15 protein-coding genes are annotated in these 17,594 nt (G+C 63.8%); 8 read left to right on the forward strand and 7 right to left on the reverse strand.

The window, feature by feature from the left end; all coding sequences use genetic code 11:
- Nucleotides 1–3 precede the first annotated feature (3 nt).
- Together AC6H0W_RS03565 and AC6H0W_RS03570 are read right to left on the reverse strand one after the other, a co-directional pair.
- On the reverse strand, nt 4–771 hold the full coding sequence (locus AC6H0W_RS03565) for a nuclease-related domain-containing protein (protein WP_497575742.1): 768 nt from the start codon (nt 769–771) through the stop codon (nt 4–6).
- 143 nt (nt 772–914) lie between these two features.
- Complete coding sequence (locus tag AC6H0W_RS03570) at nt 915–2,132, reverse strand: MFS transporter (protein WP_497575743.1); 1,218 nt, start codon at nt 2,130–2,132, stop codon at nt 915–917.
- 182 nt (nt 2,133–2,314) lie between these two features.
- Between AC6H0W_RS03570 and AC6H0W_RS03575 the strand changes: the two genes are divergently transcribed.
- From AC6H0W_RS03575 to AC6H0W_RS03610, 8 genes are all read left to right on the forward strand, one after another.
- Entirely contained in the window at nt 2,315–2,818 is a 504-nt protein-coding gene (locus tag AC6H0W_RS03575) for a sigma-70 family RNA polymerase sigma factor (RefSeq protein WP_497575744.1), read from the forward strand.
- 115 nt (nt 2,819–2,933) lie between these two features.
- The gene (locus tag AC6H0W_RS03580; protein ID WP_497575745.1) at nt 2,934–3,935 is read left to right on the forward strand and encodes a FecR family protein; all 1,002 of its coding nucleotides are present in this window, start codon (nt 2,934–2,936) and stop codon (nt 3,933–3,935) included.
- Between the two features lie 119 nt (nt 3,936–4,054).
- Nucleotides 4,055–6,361: a TonB-dependent receptor gene (locus AC6H0W_RS03585; RefSeq protein ID WP_497575746.1), complete on the forward strand. Its 2,307-nt coding sequence runs from the start codon at nt 4,055–4,057 to the stop codon at nt 6,359–6,361.
- A gap of 12 nt (nt 6,362–6,373) precedes the next feature.
- Nucleotides 6,374–7,537: a PepSY-associated TM helix domain-containing protein gene (locus tag AC6H0W_RS03590; protein ID WP_497575747.1), complete on the forward strand. Its 1,164-nt coding sequence runs from the start codon at nt 6,374–6,376 to the stop codon at nt 7,535–7,537.
- Entirely contained in the window at nt 7,534–7,719 is a 186-nt protein-coding gene (locus AC6H0W_RS03595; protein WP_497575748.1) for a hypothetical protein, read from the forward strand. The genes AC6H0W_RS03590 and AC6H0W_RS03595 overlap by 4 nt, the downstream gene beginning before the upstream one ends.
- 45 nt (nt 7,720–7,764) lie before the next feature.
- Entirely contained in the window at nt 7,765–8,781 is a 1,017-nt protein-coding gene (gene ahr, locus AC6H0W_RS03600) for an NADPH-dependent aldehyde reductase Ahr (protein ID WP_497575749.1), read from the forward strand.
- Nucleotides 8,782–8,854: 73 nt separating this feature from the next.
- Nucleotides 8,855–10,270, forward strand: coding sequence for a multicopper oxidase family protein (locus AC6H0W_RS03605; protein WP_497575750.1), 1,416 nt, complete (start codon nt 8,855–8,857; stop codon nt 10,268–10,270).
- Between the two features lie 152 nt (nt 10,271–10,422).
- On the forward strand, nt 10,423–10,968 hold the full coding sequence (locus AC6H0W_RS03610) for a hypothetical protein (RefSeq protein ID WP_497575751.1): 546 nt from the start codon (nt 10,423–10,425) through the stop codon (nt 10,966–10,968).
- 58 nt (nt 10,969–11,026) lie between these two features.
- On the opposite strand, the gene AC6H0W_RS03615 is transcribed toward AC6H0W_RS03610, so the two are convergent.
- The 5 genes from AC6H0W_RS03615 to AC6H0W_RS03635 all read right to left on the reverse strand — a co-directional run bounded on the left by AC6H0W_RS03615 (nt 11,027) and on the right by AC6H0W_RS03635 (nt 17,482).
- Entirely contained in the window at nt 11,027–13,078 is a 2,052-nt protein-coding gene (locus AC6H0W_RS03615; protein ID WP_497575752.1) for a TonB-dependent receptor, read from the reverse strand.
- A gap of 34 nt (nt 13,079–13,112) precedes the next feature.
- The gene (locus AC6H0W_RS03620; RefSeq protein ID WP_497575753.1) at nt 13,113–14,255 is read right to left on the reverse strand and encodes an acetyltransferase domain-containing protein; all 1,143 of its coding nucleotides are present in this window, start codon (nt 14,253–14,255) and stop codon (nt 13,113–13,115) included.
- A gap of 272 nt (nt 14,256–14,527) precedes the next feature.
- On the reverse strand, nt 14,528–15,853 hold the full coding sequence (locus AC6H0W_RS03625; RefSeq protein WP_497575754.1) for a TRAP transporter large permease: 1,326 nt from the start codon (nt 15,851–15,853) through the stop codon (nt 14,528–14,530).
- The gene (locus tag AC6H0W_RS03630) at nt 15,850–16,383 is read right to left on the reverse strand and encodes a TRAP transporter small permease subunit (RefSeq protein ID WP_497575755.1); all 534 of its coding nucleotides are present in this window, start codon (nt 16,381–16,383) and stop codon (nt 15,850–15,852) included. The genes AC6H0W_RS03625 and AC6H0W_RS03630 overlap by 4 nt, the downstream gene beginning before the upstream one ends.
- A gap of 16 nt (nt 16,384–16,399) precedes the next feature.
- A complete protein-coding gene (locus AC6H0W_RS03635; protein WP_497575756.1) occupies nt 16,400–17,482 on the reverse strand; it encodes a TRAP transporter substrate-binding protein in 1,083 nt (360 codons plus the stop codon).
- Nucleotides 17,483–17,594 lie beyond the last annotated feature (112 nt).

Raw genomic sequence — 17,594 nt, forward strand, 5'->3', positions numbered from 1 at the left:
GCGTCAGGCGCCCCGCATGTAGCGACACGCCGGAAACGTCGAGCAGCCATAAAACGCTTTGCCGGCGTTGGTGCCGGACTTGGCTGTGCGCAAGGCCAGCGCGTTGCCGCAGCGCGGGCAGGTGGTTGTGCTTTCGTGGCGCGCCTTGAGTGAGGCCACGTGTTCGCGATGCGTTGCGCGCGTTTTCGGCAGCATGCCGGATTCAACCGCGCTCACGATGGCTTGTACTTCTTCATCCGAAAACAACACGGCTTGCTTGGCCTTGATGTAGCTCACGTAGCCACGCGTCAGCACATTGTCGGGCAGCGGCGTCTTCAACTCGGCATCGCCCCAGAACATCACCACGGAATGGAAGCGCTCATCCGGCAATTGCAGAAACTCGGCCAGCGCGCGGATGTGCCGGTAGTTCTGATGCAGCGGGTTCTGGAAGCGGTATTTGCGGCCGAACACGCTCTGAGTCCATTGAGCGGCCTTTTCGTCCCCGAAAATCCAGCCTTTCATGTTCTTGGTCTCGATCACGAAGATGCCGTGGCGCGACACCACGATGTGGTCGATCTGCGTCGTGCCGTTCGACGTGGGAATCGTGATGTTGTTGAGCGCGGTGTAGATCGCTTTGTCGAGCAGAAGGTGCTTGGCCAGCGCCCCCTGCGCTTCGCCGAACCAGCCTTTCACCAGCGGGGTGCGGAAGATGCCGATGATCACCGACAGCACGAAAAACAGCAGGCCGACCTTGAAGAGAGGGGCGAGTATTTCGCCAAGCGGCAGATTCATGGTGTGGCGTCGATTATGCGGAATGCAAACCATAGCAGCTTGCTGGCATACGCGCCTGAGCCATCAACGCAGATCGTCTTGAGCCGCAGGCGAAACGTGACGACCGAGGTCGAGTCCACCACGGCAGTTGCAACTCGCTGCGCTCATTCCTTTTCGGCTTTCGCGCGCATCCACAAGGCCAGCCCCAGTGCCACGCTCAGGCAGCCGCCCACTGCCAGCGTCAGGCCGATCCAGCCGCCGCCGTCCCAAGCCAGGCCCGAGAAGGTGCCCACCAGACTGCTGCCCAGGTAGTAGGCAGACAGGTACAGCGCCGAGGCCAATGCGCGGCGCTCGCCGGCGCGGCGACCGACCCAGCCACTGGCGGTGCTGTGGGCGCCGAAGTAGCCGAAGGTGTACAGCGCAATGCCGAGAATGATCACCGCCAGGTGGTCGAACAGGGTAGTCGCCAAGCCGAGCAGCGCCACCACGATCATTGCCCACAGCACATTGCCCCGCCCGAAGCGGTCGGACAGCCGCCCCGCCCAGGCGGACGACAGACTGCCGAGCAGGTACAGCAGAAAGATCGCACCGATGATGCTTTGCGCGAGATTAAAGGGCGGTGCCTCCAGCCGGAAGCCCGCGTAGTTGTACAGCCCGAAGAACGCGCCCATCAGTAGGAAGCCGCTGGCGAACAGCCACGGCAGGTGGCTGTCGGCGAAGATCACTCGAGCGTCGGCCAGAATCGCGCGCGGTGACACCGAGCGCACGCGGAACTGGTGCGAGGCCGGCAGCGCACGCCAGAAGGCAATCGCCGCGCCCACGCCGATGATGCCCAGCACCGTCAGCGCCACCCGCCACGATCCGAAATCCGCCAACAGCCCGCCCAGCACGCGTCCGCTCATGCCGCCGAGTGCGTTGCCGGCGATGAACAAGCCCATGGCACGCCCCTGCGCGTTGGGCGAGATCTCTTCACCCAGATAGGCCATGGCCGCGGCCGGCAGCCCGGCGAGCGCCGCGCCGAGCAGGGCGCGCAGCACCACCATCTGCGTGAAATCGGTGACGAACGCGCCGGCCAGCGCAATCACGGCAGCCAGCACCAGCGACCACTTCATCAGCCGCACGCGGCCGAAGCGGTCCGACAGCAGGCTGGCCGGGATCAACATCAGCGCCATGGCGCCGGTACCTGCCGACACCGCGAGGCTTGCAAGCGCCGCCCCCACGCCGAACTCGCGCGCCAGTTCGGGCAGCAGCGGCTGCGTGGCATACAGCAAGGCGAAGGTGGCGAAGCCGCCGATGAACAGCGCCAGATTGGCACGGCGAAAGGCCGGCGTGTCGGCTTCGATCAGGGGGGCGCGGTCAGGGGCGGGAGAAGGTTCGGACATGCGGGTGCGTGCGGCAGATGGCAGCACGCATTGTCGCGTCATGGATGCGGCGCACAAGTGTGGATATCCGACAACGGAGCGGTCGACAGTGGCCTGTGAGTCAACAATAATAAGAACCATTATCTTATGGTCATGCGCTTGATTCTTCTGCCCTTGGGCGGGCGGCGCCACTGCAGGGCAACGTGTTCGAGCGCTATTACCGAGAACTGCTGAACTTCATCTCCCGCTCCGTCGGCGATCGCGACGAGGCGGCCGATGTCGTGCAGGAAACCTTCGTGCGCGTGCTCTCGGTGCCTGGCCGTGCCACCCCCGAAGCAGCCGTGAGCGATCCCCGCGCCTTGCTCTACCGCACCGCTCGCAACATTCTCGTCGACCGCCATCGCCGCGCCCGGCTTCGTGATCACGATGACGTCGACGCACTCGAACTCCTTGCGCCGTCGTCCTCCGAGCCGGACACTGCGTTGCTCAACCGCCGCCGTACCGATGCCCTGCTGGCGGCCATCGACCATCTCCCGCCGCGCTGCAAGGAGGCTTTCGTGCTGCATCGTTTCGAGGGCATGTCACATGCTGACATTGCTCAGCGCATGGGCATCTCGCGCAACATGGTTGAGAAACACGTCATCAATGCCGTGCTGATCTGCAAGCGGTGTCTGGACGCCTTTGAGCAGGGGGATGCGGCTCGATGACGTTCAGGTTTTGCGCGCTTCGTGCGTCTTCACTGCAAGGGGCCCGGCGTTTGCGTCGCACCTCGCAGCGGAGAGCGCTATGAATCGCACATCAGCGGAATCAGACTGTCTGCCCATGCAAGACCAGGTCGCCTTGCAGCGGCAGATCGAGCAGCAGGCCGCCGAGTGGTGGTTGCGCAGCGCACGCGCGATGAACTCGGATGAAGCTGCCGAGCTGCAGAGCTGGCTCGATGCTGCGTCGGCTCATCGGGCTGAATTTGAGCGTTTCGGGCAGGTTTCGCGTCTGCTGGCTGACCTGCCCGAGCAACGGATTGATGCTTTGCGCGGCGAGGCTCAGGCCGTGCATGAGGCGCGCAAAGCGTCGGCGGCAGAGCGTTTCGGCTGGTGGCGTCGTGGGGTGTTGATGGCCGTGACGGCAGCACTCATGGGTGCCGTATGGACGGTAGTCGATCACTTGTCACCGCAGCCTACCTTCAGCCAGCAGTTTGCCGCTGCTCCCGGTGAGGCTTCGCGCTTCATGCTGCCCGATGGCAGCGAGCTGCATCTCGATGTCGCCAGCGTCGCGCACGTGCGGATGTACTCCGATCACCGCGAAGTCGAGCTTATCAACGGGCAGGGCATGTTCTCGGTTCAACGTGATGTGCAACGGCCCTTTCATGTGCTGGCGGGCAATGCCCGTGTGATGGTGATCGGCACGCGTTTCTCTGTGCGCAACATTGATGCAGAGGTCAGCGTAGCGGTGGAAGAGGGTAAGGTGCGTGTCGCTGGCAACGGCAGCAAGACCGATGCCGCAGCCATCGTGCTCGGCGCCGGTCAGAGCGTGCGGGCGAGTGCGTCCGGCACGCTCAGTGCGGTGTCCCCGATTGCGGTCAGCGCGGTTGCACCGTGGCGTGAAGGGCGCGTGATGTTCGACAACACACCGCTCGAGAGTGCTCTCGCCGAATTCGCCCGATACGGGAGAGTGTCGGTGGTGGTGCGCGATCCCGCTGTGAGAGCAATGCGGGTGACCGGCAGCTTCGAGTTGGCCAAAGCAGAACACTTTGCCGAGGCTCTGCCTTTAATTTTACCGGTGCGTTTGGTTGCCCGAAAAGGCGTGACGGAAGTGCTGGCACGCTGACGTCTTCTGTCGCGCCGAAAGCGGTCCCGAAAAATAATTCTCAGCACACGTCAGGATCGGTTCCGGTCATGCGTCTTCACACAGGAATGCTTCTCATTTTCTGAACGGACCTGACGCCCATGCACCGCTCCTGCCGTCTTGCACCCCTGCGACCGCTCGCCGTCGCACTCGCCTTGGCCTGCGCCTTCCCCACCCTTTCACATGCCCAGCAGACCGTACCGGTGCGTATCGCTGCGCAGCCCTTGGGCGCTGCACTCAATCAACTGGCGAGCCAGGCCGGGCTACAACTGCTCGTAGCACCGGAACTGGTGGCCAATCGCACGGCGCCGGCCGTGGCCGGGGATTTAACGCCTGAAGCGGCGCTCTCAAGGCTGCTCGCTGGCAGCGGGCTGGTGTCGCGCGTGGATGCTTCCGGCACCGTGGTGATCGTCGCCGCCCCGGCGGTGCAGACACAGGCAGCACCTACACGTCTGTCCGATGTGGTGGTAACCGGCGAGAAAACGGCTCGTTCGCTGGAGCGCACTGCCGCCAGCGTGTCGGTGGTCGATTCACGCACGTTGATGGAAAGCCCGCGCTTGGATGTGGTGAGCAGCGCCTTGGACGGCATTGCCAACGTCATCTCTACCGGCACGAGCAGTGTTGCATCCGCCGTGCGAGGCGTGGATGGCACCGGACCGGCTCAGGGCTCGGATGCCTTTCTGGCCGGCACCCGGCCGCGCCTGAACATTCAGATCGACGGGCGGGCGGCCAATTACAACGAAGTGGTGTTTGGCGACTTCTCGCTGTGGGATGTCGAGCAGGTCGAAGTCTTTCGCGGGGCGCAGAGCCAGATCCAGGGGCGCAATGCCATCGCCGGCACCGTCGTGGTGAAATCCAACGACCCGAGTTTCGAGCGCGAGCTGGGTGTGCGTGCCATCATGGGCGGCAATGGCCTGCGGCAGTACTCGGGCGTGTTGAACGTACCGCTGGTGGAAGAAGAGGTTGCGTTTCGTCTGGCGGTCGACCGCCAAGTGCGCGACAGCTACGTCGGGGGATACCAATCCTATGCCGGAGTGAGTGAGCCGGGTCGTTTCGAGACCAGCACGGCGCGCGCGAAGCTGCTGATTGCGCCGAAGGAGTCGGCCGACTTTTCGACCTTGGTGACCCTGACACACTCCGAGTCGCGTCAGCCGCAGAACGAGACGGTGCGCCGTCCCTTCGGCGACGAGCAGAGCAGTTACCCGGCCATGCCGGTGTTCATTCCGCGCACGACCAGCGCGGTGGTCGACACGGGGTGGAACTTGACGGAACGCATGCGCTTCGAGAACCGCCTGTCGTTCTCCGACTCATCAATTACAAGAAAAGCCGTGCCCGGCGATGGCAACGTCAAAATCGACGCGCGTGACCTCGTGCTCGAGCCGCGCATCCGCTTCTCCGGTGGTGAGGGCGCGGGCAGCGGTCTGGCCGGCCTGCATATCTACCTCGCCAAGCAGGACGAGTACATCGACATGCTTGGTGGCGGCAACTTCGACGACCGTACTGCCACCGCAGCCGTCTACGGGGAGGCGACGCTGCCCCTGCGCGCCGATCTCGACCTGACCATCGGTGCGCGCTACGAAGAGGAGCGCCGCCGCCGCGACGGCGCGATGAACGTTTTCGCCATTGCGCTCGATGAAAAATACCGAGCTTTCATGCCCAAGTTAAACCTGGCTTGGCATGCAACCGACGAACTGACCCTGGGTGGAGGCGTATCTCGCGGCTACAACGGTGGCGGGGCGGGGTTTACCTTTGATGCGCCCTTCACCAGCTATACCTTTGATCCCGAATACGTGTGGAACTACGAAGCCTTCGCGCGCGCCAATCTGCTGGACGGCAAGCTGCGCCTCACCGGCAACCTGTTCTACAGCGACTACAAGGACATGCAGCTTCCCTTCGACCTGAACCCCGATCCGGCCGTGTGGGCCTACGTCGTGCGCAACGCAGACCGCGCGGAAACCTACGGGGTGGAGATCGGTGCGGAATGGCTGCCCATTCCGCAACTGCGTCTGAGTGCCGAGCTGGGGCTGCTCAAGACGCGCATCAAGGAATTCACCGGTTCCGAACTCGAAGGCAATCGCCTGCCGCGCGCTCCGGCCCTGAATGCCAGCTTCGGCGCGAGCTATCGCTTCGCCAACGGTTTCGAGGTGGGGGGTGATGCTCGCTACTCCGAAAGCTACTACTCCGACGTGATGAACACCGCGCGCGGCAAGACCGACCCGTACTGGATCTTCAACGCACGGGCCAGCCAGAGCTTCGACAGCTTCCGTGTGTTCGCCTTTGCAAACAACCTGTTCGATACGCGCAAACCGCTGATGATTACCGCTGACCCCGGCGGAACGGCAGCCACGGATGTCGCCACCTTGCCGCAGCCGCGCACCTTCGGCGTGGGCGTCGAAGCCTGGTTCTGAGGGGGCGCATCAATGACTTCTTCCAAGCTGCGCACCTGGGCCTGGGTGCATAAATGGTCGAGTCTGGTGTGCACGGCGTTCATGCTGCTGCTGTGCATTACAGGCCTGCCCTTGATCTTCCACCATGAGATCGAGCACCTGACAGGCGCCGAGATTGAAGCTCCGACCATGTCGGCCGACACCCCGCTGGCGAGCTTCGATGAGGTCGTGGCGGCCGCGCAGGCGGTGCATCCCGACCGCAAGATGCAGTTCGTCTTCCGCGATGCCGACACCGAAAATCTGTGGATGGTATCGCTGGGCGAGCGGGCTGATTCCGGGCCCGAGCAGAGTCGCACCGTGGCCATCGACGCACGTACCACGGAGGTGCTGGCTCAGCCGCGTTTCGACGAAGGCTTCATGTACGTCATGTACAAGCTGCACGTCGACCTCTACGCCGGGCTCGCCGGCAAGCTCTTCCTCGGCGCCATGGGCATGCTGCTGCTGGTGGCGATTGTCTCGGGGGTGGTGCTGTATGCGCCGTTCATGCGCCGGCTCGATTTCGGTACCGTGCGCCGTGAGCGCTCTACCCGCATCAAGTGGCTCGACCTGCACAACCTGCTGGGCATGGTCACGTTGATGTGGTTGCTGGTGGTCGGCGCCACCGGTGTCATCAATACCTGGACCGATCTGGTGGTGCGCTATTGGCAGGCCGACCAGATGGCCGAGATGATTGCACCGTACAAGGGGCAAGCAGCACCGGAGCAACTCGGCTCGCTCGACGAAGCGATTGCCGCCGCGCGCCGCATGGAGCCCGGCATGGAGCTGGCCTTCGTGTCGTATCCGGGCTCGGAACTGTCCAGCCCGCACCATTACGCCGTCTTCATGCGCGGCACCGAGCCGCTCACGTCCCGCTTGTTCAAGCCCGTGCTGATCGACGCGCAGACCGCTACCGTGACCGACAGCCGCGAGCTACCGTGGTACGTCAATACGCTGCTGGTTTCTCAGCCACTGCACTTCGGTGACTATGGCGGCATGCCGCTCAAGGTTCTATGGGCGTTGCTCGACATCGTATCCATCGTGGTGCTGTGGAGCGGGCTGGTGCTTTGGTGGCGTCGCCGCAAGCAGCCGGTCGAGTCGGTGCTGCACGAGGCCGCACCCGACGAGGCCGGCATCGCGCTGGCGCGGGAGGCCCCATGAGTCAGGCCCGCAACGCATGGCAGATTTTTCGTTGGCCGCTGCTTATCGCGCTGGTCAGCCTGATTGGGCTTCTCGCCGCACTGGTGGGCGACGGCGGGTGGGATGCCGTCTCGTGGGTATTGCTGGGAGTGCCGCTGTGCGTCGGCGTGTATCTGTCACAGCGGCGCAGCAAGCGCGGCTGAAGGCTGTGGCATGATTTGCCGTGTGTCTTCACGGGAGATCCTCACATGTCACGCATTCGCGCATGGGCCGCGTTCAAGAGCGGCGAACACCTGATTCCCTTCGAGTACGACGCCGGCCCGCTGGCGGCCGATGATGTGGAAGTGGCCGTGGAGAACTGCGGCATCTGCCACTCCGATTTGTCGGTCATCAACAACGAGTGGATGAACTCCATTTACCCCGTGGTGCCTGGGCATGAGATCGTCGGGCGCATCACCGCGGTGGGCTCGCATGTACGCCATCTCAAGGTCGGCCAACGCGTGGGCGTGGGCTGGGCGTCGGACAGTTGCATGCACTGTCACTCGTGCATGAGCGGCGACCACAATCTGTGCAACCACACCCAGCCGGTGATGATCGGCCACCACGGCGGTTTCGCCGAGCGCGTGCGTGCCAGCGCGGCATGGACCATTCCGCTGCCTGAAGACCTCGACCCGGCCAGCGCCGGCCCGCTGCTGTGTGGTGGCGTCACGGTGTTCACACCCTTCGTGCAGTTCGGCGTGAAGCCTACCGACCGTGTCGGCGTGGTCGGCATCGGCGGGCTTGGTCACATGGCGGTCAAGTTCGCGCGCGCCTGGGGCTGCGAAGTCACCGCCTTCACCTCCAGCCCGTCCAAGTTCGACGAAGCGCGCGAGTTCGGCGCCCATCATGTGGTGTCGAGCCGCGACCCGGCCGACCTGGCGCGCATGGCCGGCACGCTGGATTTCCTGCTCGTCACCGTGAATGTGCCGATGAACTGGGATGCGCTGATCGCCACGCTCGCCCCCAAGGGCCGGCTGCACGTGGTGGGCGCCGTGCTTGAGCCCATTCCGGTCAACGCCTTCGACCTCATCGGCGGCCAGCGCAGCATCTCGGGCTCGCCCATCGGCTCGCCCGCCACCATCGCCACCATGCTCGACTTTGCTGCGCGACACGGCATCGCCCCGCAGGTCGAGCGTTTCCCGATGAGTCGGGTGAATGAGGCGTTGGCTCATCTGGAATCGGGCAAGGCGCGCTATCGCATCGTGCTGGATGCGGATTTTGCTTGATTAGGCGAACCAATCGGCGATTGCCGCCTCCGTGTCGGGTAGTACTCAACAGTGCATCGTCTGGAGATCAAGCATGCCTTCGCCCTTCAACCCGACCCGCCGCCACTTCCTCGCAGCCTCCGGCGCCACGCTCGCTTGGGTAGCGCTGCCGCCCGTAGAGGCGTGGGCGCGGAGAGAAGAGGCCCTGCGGCTGGCAGCCGGCAAGGCCTCCTTCTCGTTGGCACCGCACGGCCCGGACGAGGTGCGCGGTTGTTGGGGGTACAACGGCACGGTGCCGGGGCCGGTGATTCGCGTGAAGCAGGGCGGCCGCTTGCGCACGGTGCTGGAAAACGGCTTACACGAAGACACCACCATTCATTGGCATGGCATCCGCCTGCCCAACGGCATGGACGGTGTGCCGCATCTGACGCAGCCGCCGGTGCCGCCGGGTGGGCGCTTCGAGTACGACTTCACGTTGCCGGATGCCGGCACCTACTGGTATCACCCGCACGCAAATGCGCCCGAGCAACTCGGGCGAGGTCTTTCGGGCGCGCTGATCGTCGAAGAGGCTGAGCCCTACCCGGCTGATCGCGAGATTGTCTGGCTGCTCGACGACTGGATGCTCAATAGAAATGCCGAAGTCGTCGGCGGTTTCGACGACTATCACGCGCGCAGCCACGACGGCCGCATCGGCAACACCGTCACCATCAACGGCAGCCTGAACGATGTGGAGCCGGTACGCCCCTTCGAGCGTATCCGACTGCGCCTCATCAACGCCGCCAACGGGCGTATCTTCCGACTCAATTTTGGCAGTCTGCCGGCTTGGGTGATTGCGCTCGACGGTCAGCCGGTCACGCCGTTCGAAGCCTCCCGCGTGGCTTTGGGCCCCGGCATGCGGGCCGACGTGGTGCTCGACATCGACGCGCAGGCGGGCACGGCAGTGGAGTTGGTCGATGATTTCTATGCCTCGGCGGCCTATCGCTTCATCACGCTGCAGGTGGCGGGGGAGCCGATGCGTACGGCCGCGCACTCTGTCGCCCCACCGGCTTTGCCCGCCAACCCCGTACCTGAGCCCGATGAGGCCAAGGCGGTGCGCCACGAAATCGTCTTCAAGGGCGGCATGATGGGCACCCTCCCGCGCGAAGAGATGCTCCGGATGATGCACTCCGGCATGGCGTGGACGGTGAATGGCGAGTCGCATGCCGCCGATGCCCATCACCGTCACGCCCCGCTGTTCACGCTCGAGCGCGACGCCACCTGCCGCCTCACCCTCATCAACGACACACGGTGGTTCCACCCCATTCACCTGCACGGCCACCACTTTCGCGTGCTTGCCCGCAATGGCCAAGCGGAGCCGCATCAACCCTTGCACGACACTGTGCTGATGCAGCCGCAAGACACGCTGGAAATCGCCTTCAAGGCGGACAACCCGGGCGACTGGATGCTGCATTGCCACGTGCTGGAGCATCACGCCGGCGGCATGGGTGGGGTATTCCGCGTGATGGCGTGAATTAGCCTATCCGGTCGCTGCGGGACGGCCGGGGCAGCCTGCGCCGCCACGTTCGATTCACAAACGCTCTCGCTTTGTTGCATTGCTGCCAAGCGCGGGTGCAGCGCAGTGTCTAGCATTACGGTTCGCCTAATCGGCTCAAGGAACCCATGATGTTGCGCTCCGTACTCGTTGCCTCGGCGCTGGTCGTTCTTCTGGCTGGCTGCGTCACGCAAAGTCCGCCCCAGCCGCCGAAAGCTGCATTTGAAGGGGCTCAGGCGCCTGAAGCCGGTCAGACGCGGCTGTACGTATTCCGTCCGCGTTCCGAAGACCCCGAGCTGCAGCATGAGGAGCCCACTTTGGTCATCAACGACCAGCCCGTTGCCTCACTCGCGGAGGGCTCCTACGCCGACCTGCAGCTTCCGCCGGGCCGTCATACCCTTGCGCTTGTTCCTCCTCCCGGCGGATCTGATCTGTGGCGCACCAACATGACCTTGCTGCTGCGCGGCGATTCCATCAACTATGTGTCGGTGGCGATGACGCCGGGCATGGAGCGCAAACCGGCCAGCACCGGCGCGGACGAAACCGTGTTGCTGGTGCTGCCTGTCGGCGATCCGGCAGGCACTGCCGCGCATTTGAGGGTTGACCGCCCTCAAGGTGCAGTGGCCGAGCCGGCATTGCGGCAATGCTGCCAACGGGTTCATCCGCAGGCTCGTTAGGCTGCCTGAGGCCTCATCACGTTGGCCGTGTTCAGCGTACGGCGCGTTCGCGGCTGCCCTACATGCGGATGTTCAATGAAAGGTACGCCGCGCGGCCAGCCGCCGGGGAGAACATCGGCTGATTGGCGCCGCCCCAGAAGAATTCGTCGTACCAGACGTATTCGTATTCGCGATCGGTCACGTTCTTGAGTTGGAAGTCGAGGCTGGCGGTCGGCGACAGGGTGTAGCGCACGCTGGCGTCCAGCACGGCAAAGCCGCCGTACTTCCCTTGCTCGTTGAGGTTGTCGATGTAGTAATCGCCTTGGGCGCGGGCTTGCATGCCGAAACGCCACTGGTCGTTGGCGCGGTATTCGGCGCCGAGGTTGGTGATGTAGCGCGGCGTCGAGATCACTTCCTTGCCGGCCAGCGAAGCGCCGGCGTCGGTGAATGCCTGCTTCACCTTGGCCTCCTGCAGGGCGTGCGAGAGCCACAGCGTGAGTTTGTCGTTGATGCGGCTCGAGAGTTGGAAGTCGACACCCCTGCGGCGGGTCTCGCCGAGCCCGACCGTGGTGCCGGTGCTGGGCATGTTGGCAACTTCGTCGGTGGCGTCCTGTTGCCAGATGGCAACGCGGGCCTCGGTGCCGGGGGCGGGCTGAAACTTGATGCCGACCTCTTTGCCGGTGTTGATCGACGGCTTGTAGTCCGGCGTTCCGGGCAGCATGTAGGCCGGCGTGCCGGAGCCGGTCAGCACCTGGAAACTGCGACCCCAGTTGGCATAGACATGCGTGCGGTCGGTGAGGTCGTACACCACGCTGAGCTTGGGTTGCTTGATCCAGCCGTAGTCCTGCAGCCTGGCCGAGGTGCCGGTAAGGCGCTGATGACTGCGCCCGCTGAAGGTGTCGACGCGCAGAGCGGGGATGATCTTGAGGGACTCGGTGGGCCGCAGGATGGCCTGCACATACGCGCCGAAGTTGTTGAGGCTGTAGTCCTCGTCGTTCTGCACGCGGGCGGGCGGGGCCGAGAAGTCGGTAGGTACGCCGTAGTCGTAACGGTAGCGGCGGTACTCGTTGTCCTGGCGCTCCACGTTGATGCCGCCGTCGAGCGTCACGCGTTCGTTGGCCTGCCAGGTCAGCGTGCTGAGCAAGCCGGTCTGCGTTTCGTCCCACATGCGGCGCTGGCGCGGGGCGTTGCCCACCGCGTAGTCGGTGAAGGTGATCTTGCGGTCATCCTTGTAGCGATTGAAGTACATCCGGTTGGAGAACAACAGATCGTCGCGTACTTGCCAATCGGCATGCAGCGCTACCTGCTGCATGTCGCGCCGGCTGTTGTCGTTTGCGTTCTTGGCGGGTGACTGGCTGCGGCTGGCGGCCAGTTCGGCGGCGGTGAGGTAGCCGGGTTCGTCGGCGTCCTGCATCGAAGCGCGGGCCGTCAGGCCCACTTTCAGGCGTTGATCGTCGGTGGTGTAGAACCATTTGCCGCCGAGCGAATACTTTTCGGCGTCGGAATGGTCGCGGTGGCCGTCGGAAGCGTTCGCACCGAAGAAGTAGTTCTGCGCGAAGCCCCCGGATTCTCGCCCCGCCGCAAGCTGCACCTCGCGAGTGTTGAAGCTGCCGTACGTCACCCGGCCCTCGGTGTATCGGCCGCCCTGGCGCGTGCCGAGGTTGAAGTTGCCGCCGATGTTGTGCAGGCCGTAGCGCGGATCGTTGGTGCCACGCACGACTTCGATGTAATCGATCTCAAGCGGAAAGATCATGTCGATGAAGCGCTGATTGCCGCTGTTGACGTTGCTCGGAATGCCGTCGATCAAGACCTTGATGCCGTTGATGTAGCCCTCGCCGTTGAAAGCGCGGAAGGTGAGTTTGCCGGATTCTGCGCCCATGCGTGTTTCGGTGAGCTGGATGCCCGGCATCTGACCCAGCAGTTCCCAGCTGTTGGTGACCTGCTTGTCTTCGATGCGGTCACTGGCCATGACGTCCACCGAGGTCAGAATGCTCGACGGCAACAACGGTCCGGTGGCTGTGGGGCGCACGGTGATGTCGCCCAAGGTGATGGTGGATTCGCCCGTGGACTGAGCGTGGCAGAGACTGGAGAACAGGGCCGCGAGGGTCAGCGGCAGGGCTTTGGTGTGCATGATAGGCAGCGGCGTGGAAAGGGTTTGGGCGAGCTCAGAAGTAACTGGTCCAGCGGGCGTTGCTGGTCTGTCGGTACTGCGCAAAGGCCTGGCACGGCCAATACAGCGCCAACAGGACGGCCGCGGCGACGGCCCAGATCTGCCATACGGCATCGAAGCCGAAGCGTGTGCCCTGGTTGAGGCCGTAGTGCGCCGCAAGCAGCAGATACAGGATGTGCAGCAAGTACAGGTGAGCGAGGTAAAAGAACATCGGTGCGCCGCCGATGCGACAGAGCATGCCGGCGGTGCGCAGGCGTTCGAAAGCGGCCAGCAGTGGCAAACCTACGCCCAGCGTCAACAGCACGAAGTGCAGGGAAGGCGGATACTTGGTGACGTTGAGAAACGCCATGCTGGTCTCCAGCAATGTGCTTCCGGTCACCCAGGCCTGATCGCCATACACATTGAGCAGGCGCATGGCCACGAAAGCACCCAGCGCCAGAGCTCCGATGAGGCAAAGCGTGCGTTGGCGCCGCACTGCCGTCACGCCGTGTGCATACAGCGGGCCGAGCAGGTAGCCCGCCAACACGATGCCGATCCACGGCAGAACAGGATAGGACGTACGGGCCTGCAGTCCGCCGAAGAGCTCGATGACGCTGCGGTCATGCAAGATGGCCCAAGGTACGAAGCCGGCTTCGCCGCGCGCGAAGTGGATGCCGTCGAGTGCGTTGTGCCCGCACACGATCACGAGCATCACCAGGACCTGCGGTGCGCGCGGTAGCCACAGCAGAGCGGCGAGCGCCAACATCGACAGACCGATCGCCCAGATCACCTGCAGGTAGATCATCGGAGGCGGGAAGCTGAAGCTCCACGCGAAGTTCACCACCGTGACTTCCAGCACGATGAGCAGCAGCCCGCGCGTGGCGAGGAAGGTGGCCGTATCCTGACGACTGCGCCCCGGGCGGTGGCCATACAGCCACGCACTGAGGCCGGTGAGCAGCACGAACAGGGGTGCGCAGAAATGGCTGGTCAGACGGGTGAAGAAGAGTTCCGGCGAGACCGCCGCGAGGTCCATCGGATCGCTCACCTGTTGATGCAGGTAGAAGAACTCGCGTGCGTGATCCACCAGCATCAACGCCATGATTGCGCCGCGCAACTGATCGATGCTGGTGATACGAGTGCGCGTCGTGCTGGGCTGCATGCGGGTTTCAAAAGCATAAAAAGACAATCGCAATAATATATTATCGCAATCATGAAAAGGGAGACTGTTTCCCTGAGCGTGTGCTGCAGCTTCGTGGAGTCAATGCGGTGATGTCGTATCAGGTGCGCAGTGGTCGTGCCGCAGTGCAGCGCGTTTTGCGCAAACGGGTACTGCCTGTCAAGCCGGTATTGCGGGCGGCAGGTTTGCCCAAAGAAAAACCGGGTGCAGTCTTCGACTGCACCCGGGCGTCTGTGCCAGCAGACGGGTCTGCGCTACCAGCCGATGGCTTTGGGAAGCCAGGTGGCAACCGACGGGAAAAAGAACAGCAGTGTCACCGCCACCATCTGCAAGCCCACGAATGGCAAGGCGCCCAGATAGATGTCCTTGGTGGTGATGCCGGGCGGAGCGACCCCTTTGAGGAAGAACAGCGCCCACCCGAATGGAGGTGTCAGGAAGGACATCTGCAGGTTGAGCGCCACCAGCGTTGCCAGCCACACCATGTCGGTGCCGTACATGTGGAACACCGGCAGGAACATGGGCAGGGCGATGTAGGAGATCTCGATCCACTCCAGGAAAAAGCCCAGGATGAACAGCAGCAACATCAGGAAGATCACTGCACCGACTTCGCCACCCGGAATCAGGTTGAACAGGTCGTGCACCATGTTCTCGCCACCCAGGCCACGGAAGGCAAGTGCGAAGGGCTGAGCGCACAGCAGGATGAAGAACACCATGGCCGAGATGGTGAGCGTGCCGTGCAGGGTTTCGAGCAGCAGCTTGGTGTTGAAGCGGCGGGCGGCGATGGCGATCAACACGCTGCCCAGTGCGCCCATCGAGGCGGCCTCGGTCGGCGCGGCGATGCCGCCGATGATCGAGCCCAGCACCGCGAAAACCAGCAGCAACGGAGGCACGACGGTGCGCAGGATGTCGCGCAGCAGCGTGCCTTTGGGCATCAGCGCGCGCTCTTCCTCGGGAATCGCCGGCACCCAGTCGGGCTTGAGCTTGCCGAGCACGATCAGGTAGATGACGTAGGTGGCCGCCAGCATCATGCCGGGCATGAAGGCGGCGGCGAACAGCGTGCCGACCGACTCACCGACGATTTCCGAAAGCAGGATCAGCACCAGACTGGGCGGGATGATCTGCCCCAGCGTTCCGGAGGCGCAGATGGTGCCGCAGGCGATGCTCGGTTTGTAGCCGCGGCGCATCAGCGTGGGCAGGGTGAGCATGGCCACGGTGACCACGGTGGCACCGACGATGCCGGTGGACGCGCCCATCAGCACGCCGACCAGCACGATGGCGATGCCCATGCCGCCATTCAGGCCGCCCATGGCGCGCCCGATGGTCTCCAGCATGTCTTCTGCCACCCGGGATTTTTCGAGCATCACCCCCATGAACACGAACAGCGGTATCGCCATCATGGTGTAGTTGGTGACCACACCGAACATGCGCGCCGGCAGCAGCGCGAAGAGCATCGAGCCGAAGCCCAGATAACCGAACACGAAACCGGAAACGGCCAGCGCGATGGCGACCGGGATGCCGACCATCATCAACGCCAGAAAACCCCCGATGAGGCCGAGGGCGAGCCATTCGTTCGGGCTCATGTGCGGGCCTCCAGTGAGTCATGGGGCACGGGCGGTGCGCCGCTGATGAGAGTGGCGAGCGAGCGCAGCGAATCGACCAGGCCTTGAATGGCCAGCAGCGAAAAGCCCAGCGGGATGAAGATCTTGAGCAGATAGCGATACGGCAGGCCGCCGGGGTCGGGCGAGCTTTCACCGATGTTGTAGGACTGCATGACGTAGGAGACGGCCAGCCACGCGATGATCACCCCGAGGGCGAGCGTGAGCAGACCGCTGACAAGATTGACGATGGTCTGATTGCGCGGCGTGAACTTGTCGTAGAGAAAGTCCACGCGCACGTCGGCACGGTGATACATGGCATACGACATGCCGAGCAGAGCGATCGGCGAAATCAGATGCCATTCCATTTCCTGAAGCCCGACGGGGCTCCAGGAAAACGCGTAACGCAGCAGTACGTTGGTCGCCACCAGCAACACCAGCGCCAGTACCGCAGCGCGAGCCAGCCAGCCGAAGGCGACGATCAGGTACTCGAGCGGTTTGATCAGCGTATTCATTGGAGCCCCAACCTGGTTACAGCGACAGGAACGTCTTCTCGCTGACCGCAGCCCACGAGGCGTGCTTCTCGCGGAAGGCCATGAAGGCGTCGTGCACCTTGCGCGTGGCCGGGTCGGCCTTGGCCAGCGCTTCCAGCGTGTCGGCGGTGACCTCTTTCAGCTTGGCGACGATGTCGTCGGGCAGCGGCTGCGCAATCACGCCCTGGTTCTCGACGAGATCCTTCAGCGCATCGGCGTTGACTGCCTCGCACCACGCCAGACTTTCGTTGTTGCACGCCTGAGCCGCGGCGCGCACGATGGCCTGCAGGTCTTTCGGCAGGCTGTCCCATGCCTTCTTGTTGATCAGCAGTTCGGTGACGTTGGTCGGCTCGTGCCAGCCGGTCATGTAGTAGTACTTGGCGGCTTTCTGCAGGCCCAGACGACGATCCTGATACGGGCCGACGAACTCGGCGGCATCGATCACGCCACGCTCCAGCGCAGGGAAGATCTCGCCGCCCGGCAGCAGGCGCACGGCAACGCCCAGTTCGGCATACACGCGGCCGGCAAGGCCCGGAATGCGCATCTTCAGGCCCTTGAGATCGTCGATGCTCTTGAGCGGGTTGCGGAACCAGCCGGTCATCTGCACGCCGGTGTTGCCCATCGGCATGCCCATCACGCCATGCGGGGCGTACAGCTCGTCCCACAGCGCCTGACCGCCGCCGTGGTAGATCCAGGCGTTCATGCCCTGCGTGTTCATGCCGAACGGCACGGTGGTGAAGTACTGCGCGGCCGGTACGCGGCCCGCCCAGAAGTAGGCGTTGGCGGCGTTCATCTCGACCATGCCCTTAGACACGGCATCGAAGCCTTCCAGCGCCGGAATCAGTTCGCCCGCAGCGAAGTGCTGGATCTTCAGGCGGCCACCTGACATCTCTTCGACCTTCTTGCAGAAGTCGGTCGGGCTGCCCGGGCCCTGCACGTAAAACGGCGACCCGGGCCCGTAGGCGTTGGTCATTTTCCAGTTGAAGGTCTTGGTCTGTGCGCTGACGATGGCTGGCGCGCCGAACACGGCGGCACCGGTGGCAGCCGCGCCGGACAGGAACTTGCGGCGATTCAGAGTCATGCTGATAACTCCTGTGGAGAGAGAGGTGACAACATCCCGAAGCGGGAAACTTAGGTGATACGCCTCATGGTTCTAGCAATGCTCGTGCCAGTGCCTGAAAATACTGACATGT

Source organism: Pseudazoarcus sp. NS20, from assembly GCF_059703745.1.

Coding starts and splice junctions, on each gene's coding strand:
- AC6H0W_RS03615 (WP_497575752.1), bottom strand. CDS start 13,078: ATGCACACCAAAGCCCTGCCGCTGACCCTCGCGGCCCTGTTCTCCAGT.
- AC6H0W_RS03565 (WP_497575742.1), bottom strand. CDS start 771: ATGAATCTGCCGCTTGGCGAAATACTCGCCCCTCTCTTCAAGGTCGGC.
- AC6H0W_RS03590 (WP_497575747.1), top strand. CDS start 6,374: ATGACTTCTTCCAAGCTGCGCACCTGGGCCTGGGTGCATAAATGGTCG.
- AC6H0W_RS03635 (WP_497575756.1), bottom strand. CDS start 17,482: ATGACTCTGAATCGCCGCAAGTTCCTGTCCGGCGCGGCTGCCACCGGT.
- AC6H0W_RS03620 (WP_497575753.1), bottom strand. CDS start 14,255: ATGCAGCCCAGCACGACGCGCACTCGTATCACCAGCATCGATCAGTTG.
- AC6H0W_RS03570 (WP_497575743.1), bottom strand. CDS start 2,132: ATGTCCGAACCTTCTCCCGCCCCTGACCGCGCCCCCCTGATCGAAGCC.
- AC6H0W_RS03610 (WP_497575751.1), top strand. CDS start 10,423: ATGTTGCGCTCCGTACTCGTTGCCTCGGCGCTGGTCGTTCTTCTGGCT.
- AC6H0W_RS03585 (WP_497575746.1), top strand. CDS start 4,055: ATGCACCGCTCCTGCCGTCTTGCACCCCTGCGACCGCTCGCCGTCGCA.
- AC6H0W_RS03580 (WP_497575745.1), top strand. CDS start 2,934: ATGCAAGACCAGGTCGCCTTGCAGCGGCAGATCGAGCAGCAGGCCGCC.
- AC6H0W_RS03605 (WP_497575750.1), top strand. CDS start 8,855: ATGCCTTCGCCCTTCAACCCGACCCGCCGCCACTTCCTCGCAGCCTCC.
- AC6H0W_RS03630 (WP_497575755.1), bottom strand. CDS start 16,383: ATGAATACGCTGATCAAACCGCTCGAGTACCTGATCGTCGCCTTCGGC.
- AC6H0W_RS03595 (WP_497575748.1), top strand. CDS start 7,534: ATGAGTCAGGCCCGCAACGCATGGCAGATTTTTCGTTGGCCGCTGCTT.
- AC6H0W_RS03625 (WP_497575754.1), bottom strand. CDS start 15,853: ATGAGCCCGAACGAATGGCTCGCCCTCGGCCTCATCGGGGGTTTTCTG.
- ahr (WP_497575749.1), top strand. CDS start 7,765: ATGTCACGCATTCGCGCATGGGCCGCGTTCAAGAGCGGCGAACACCTG.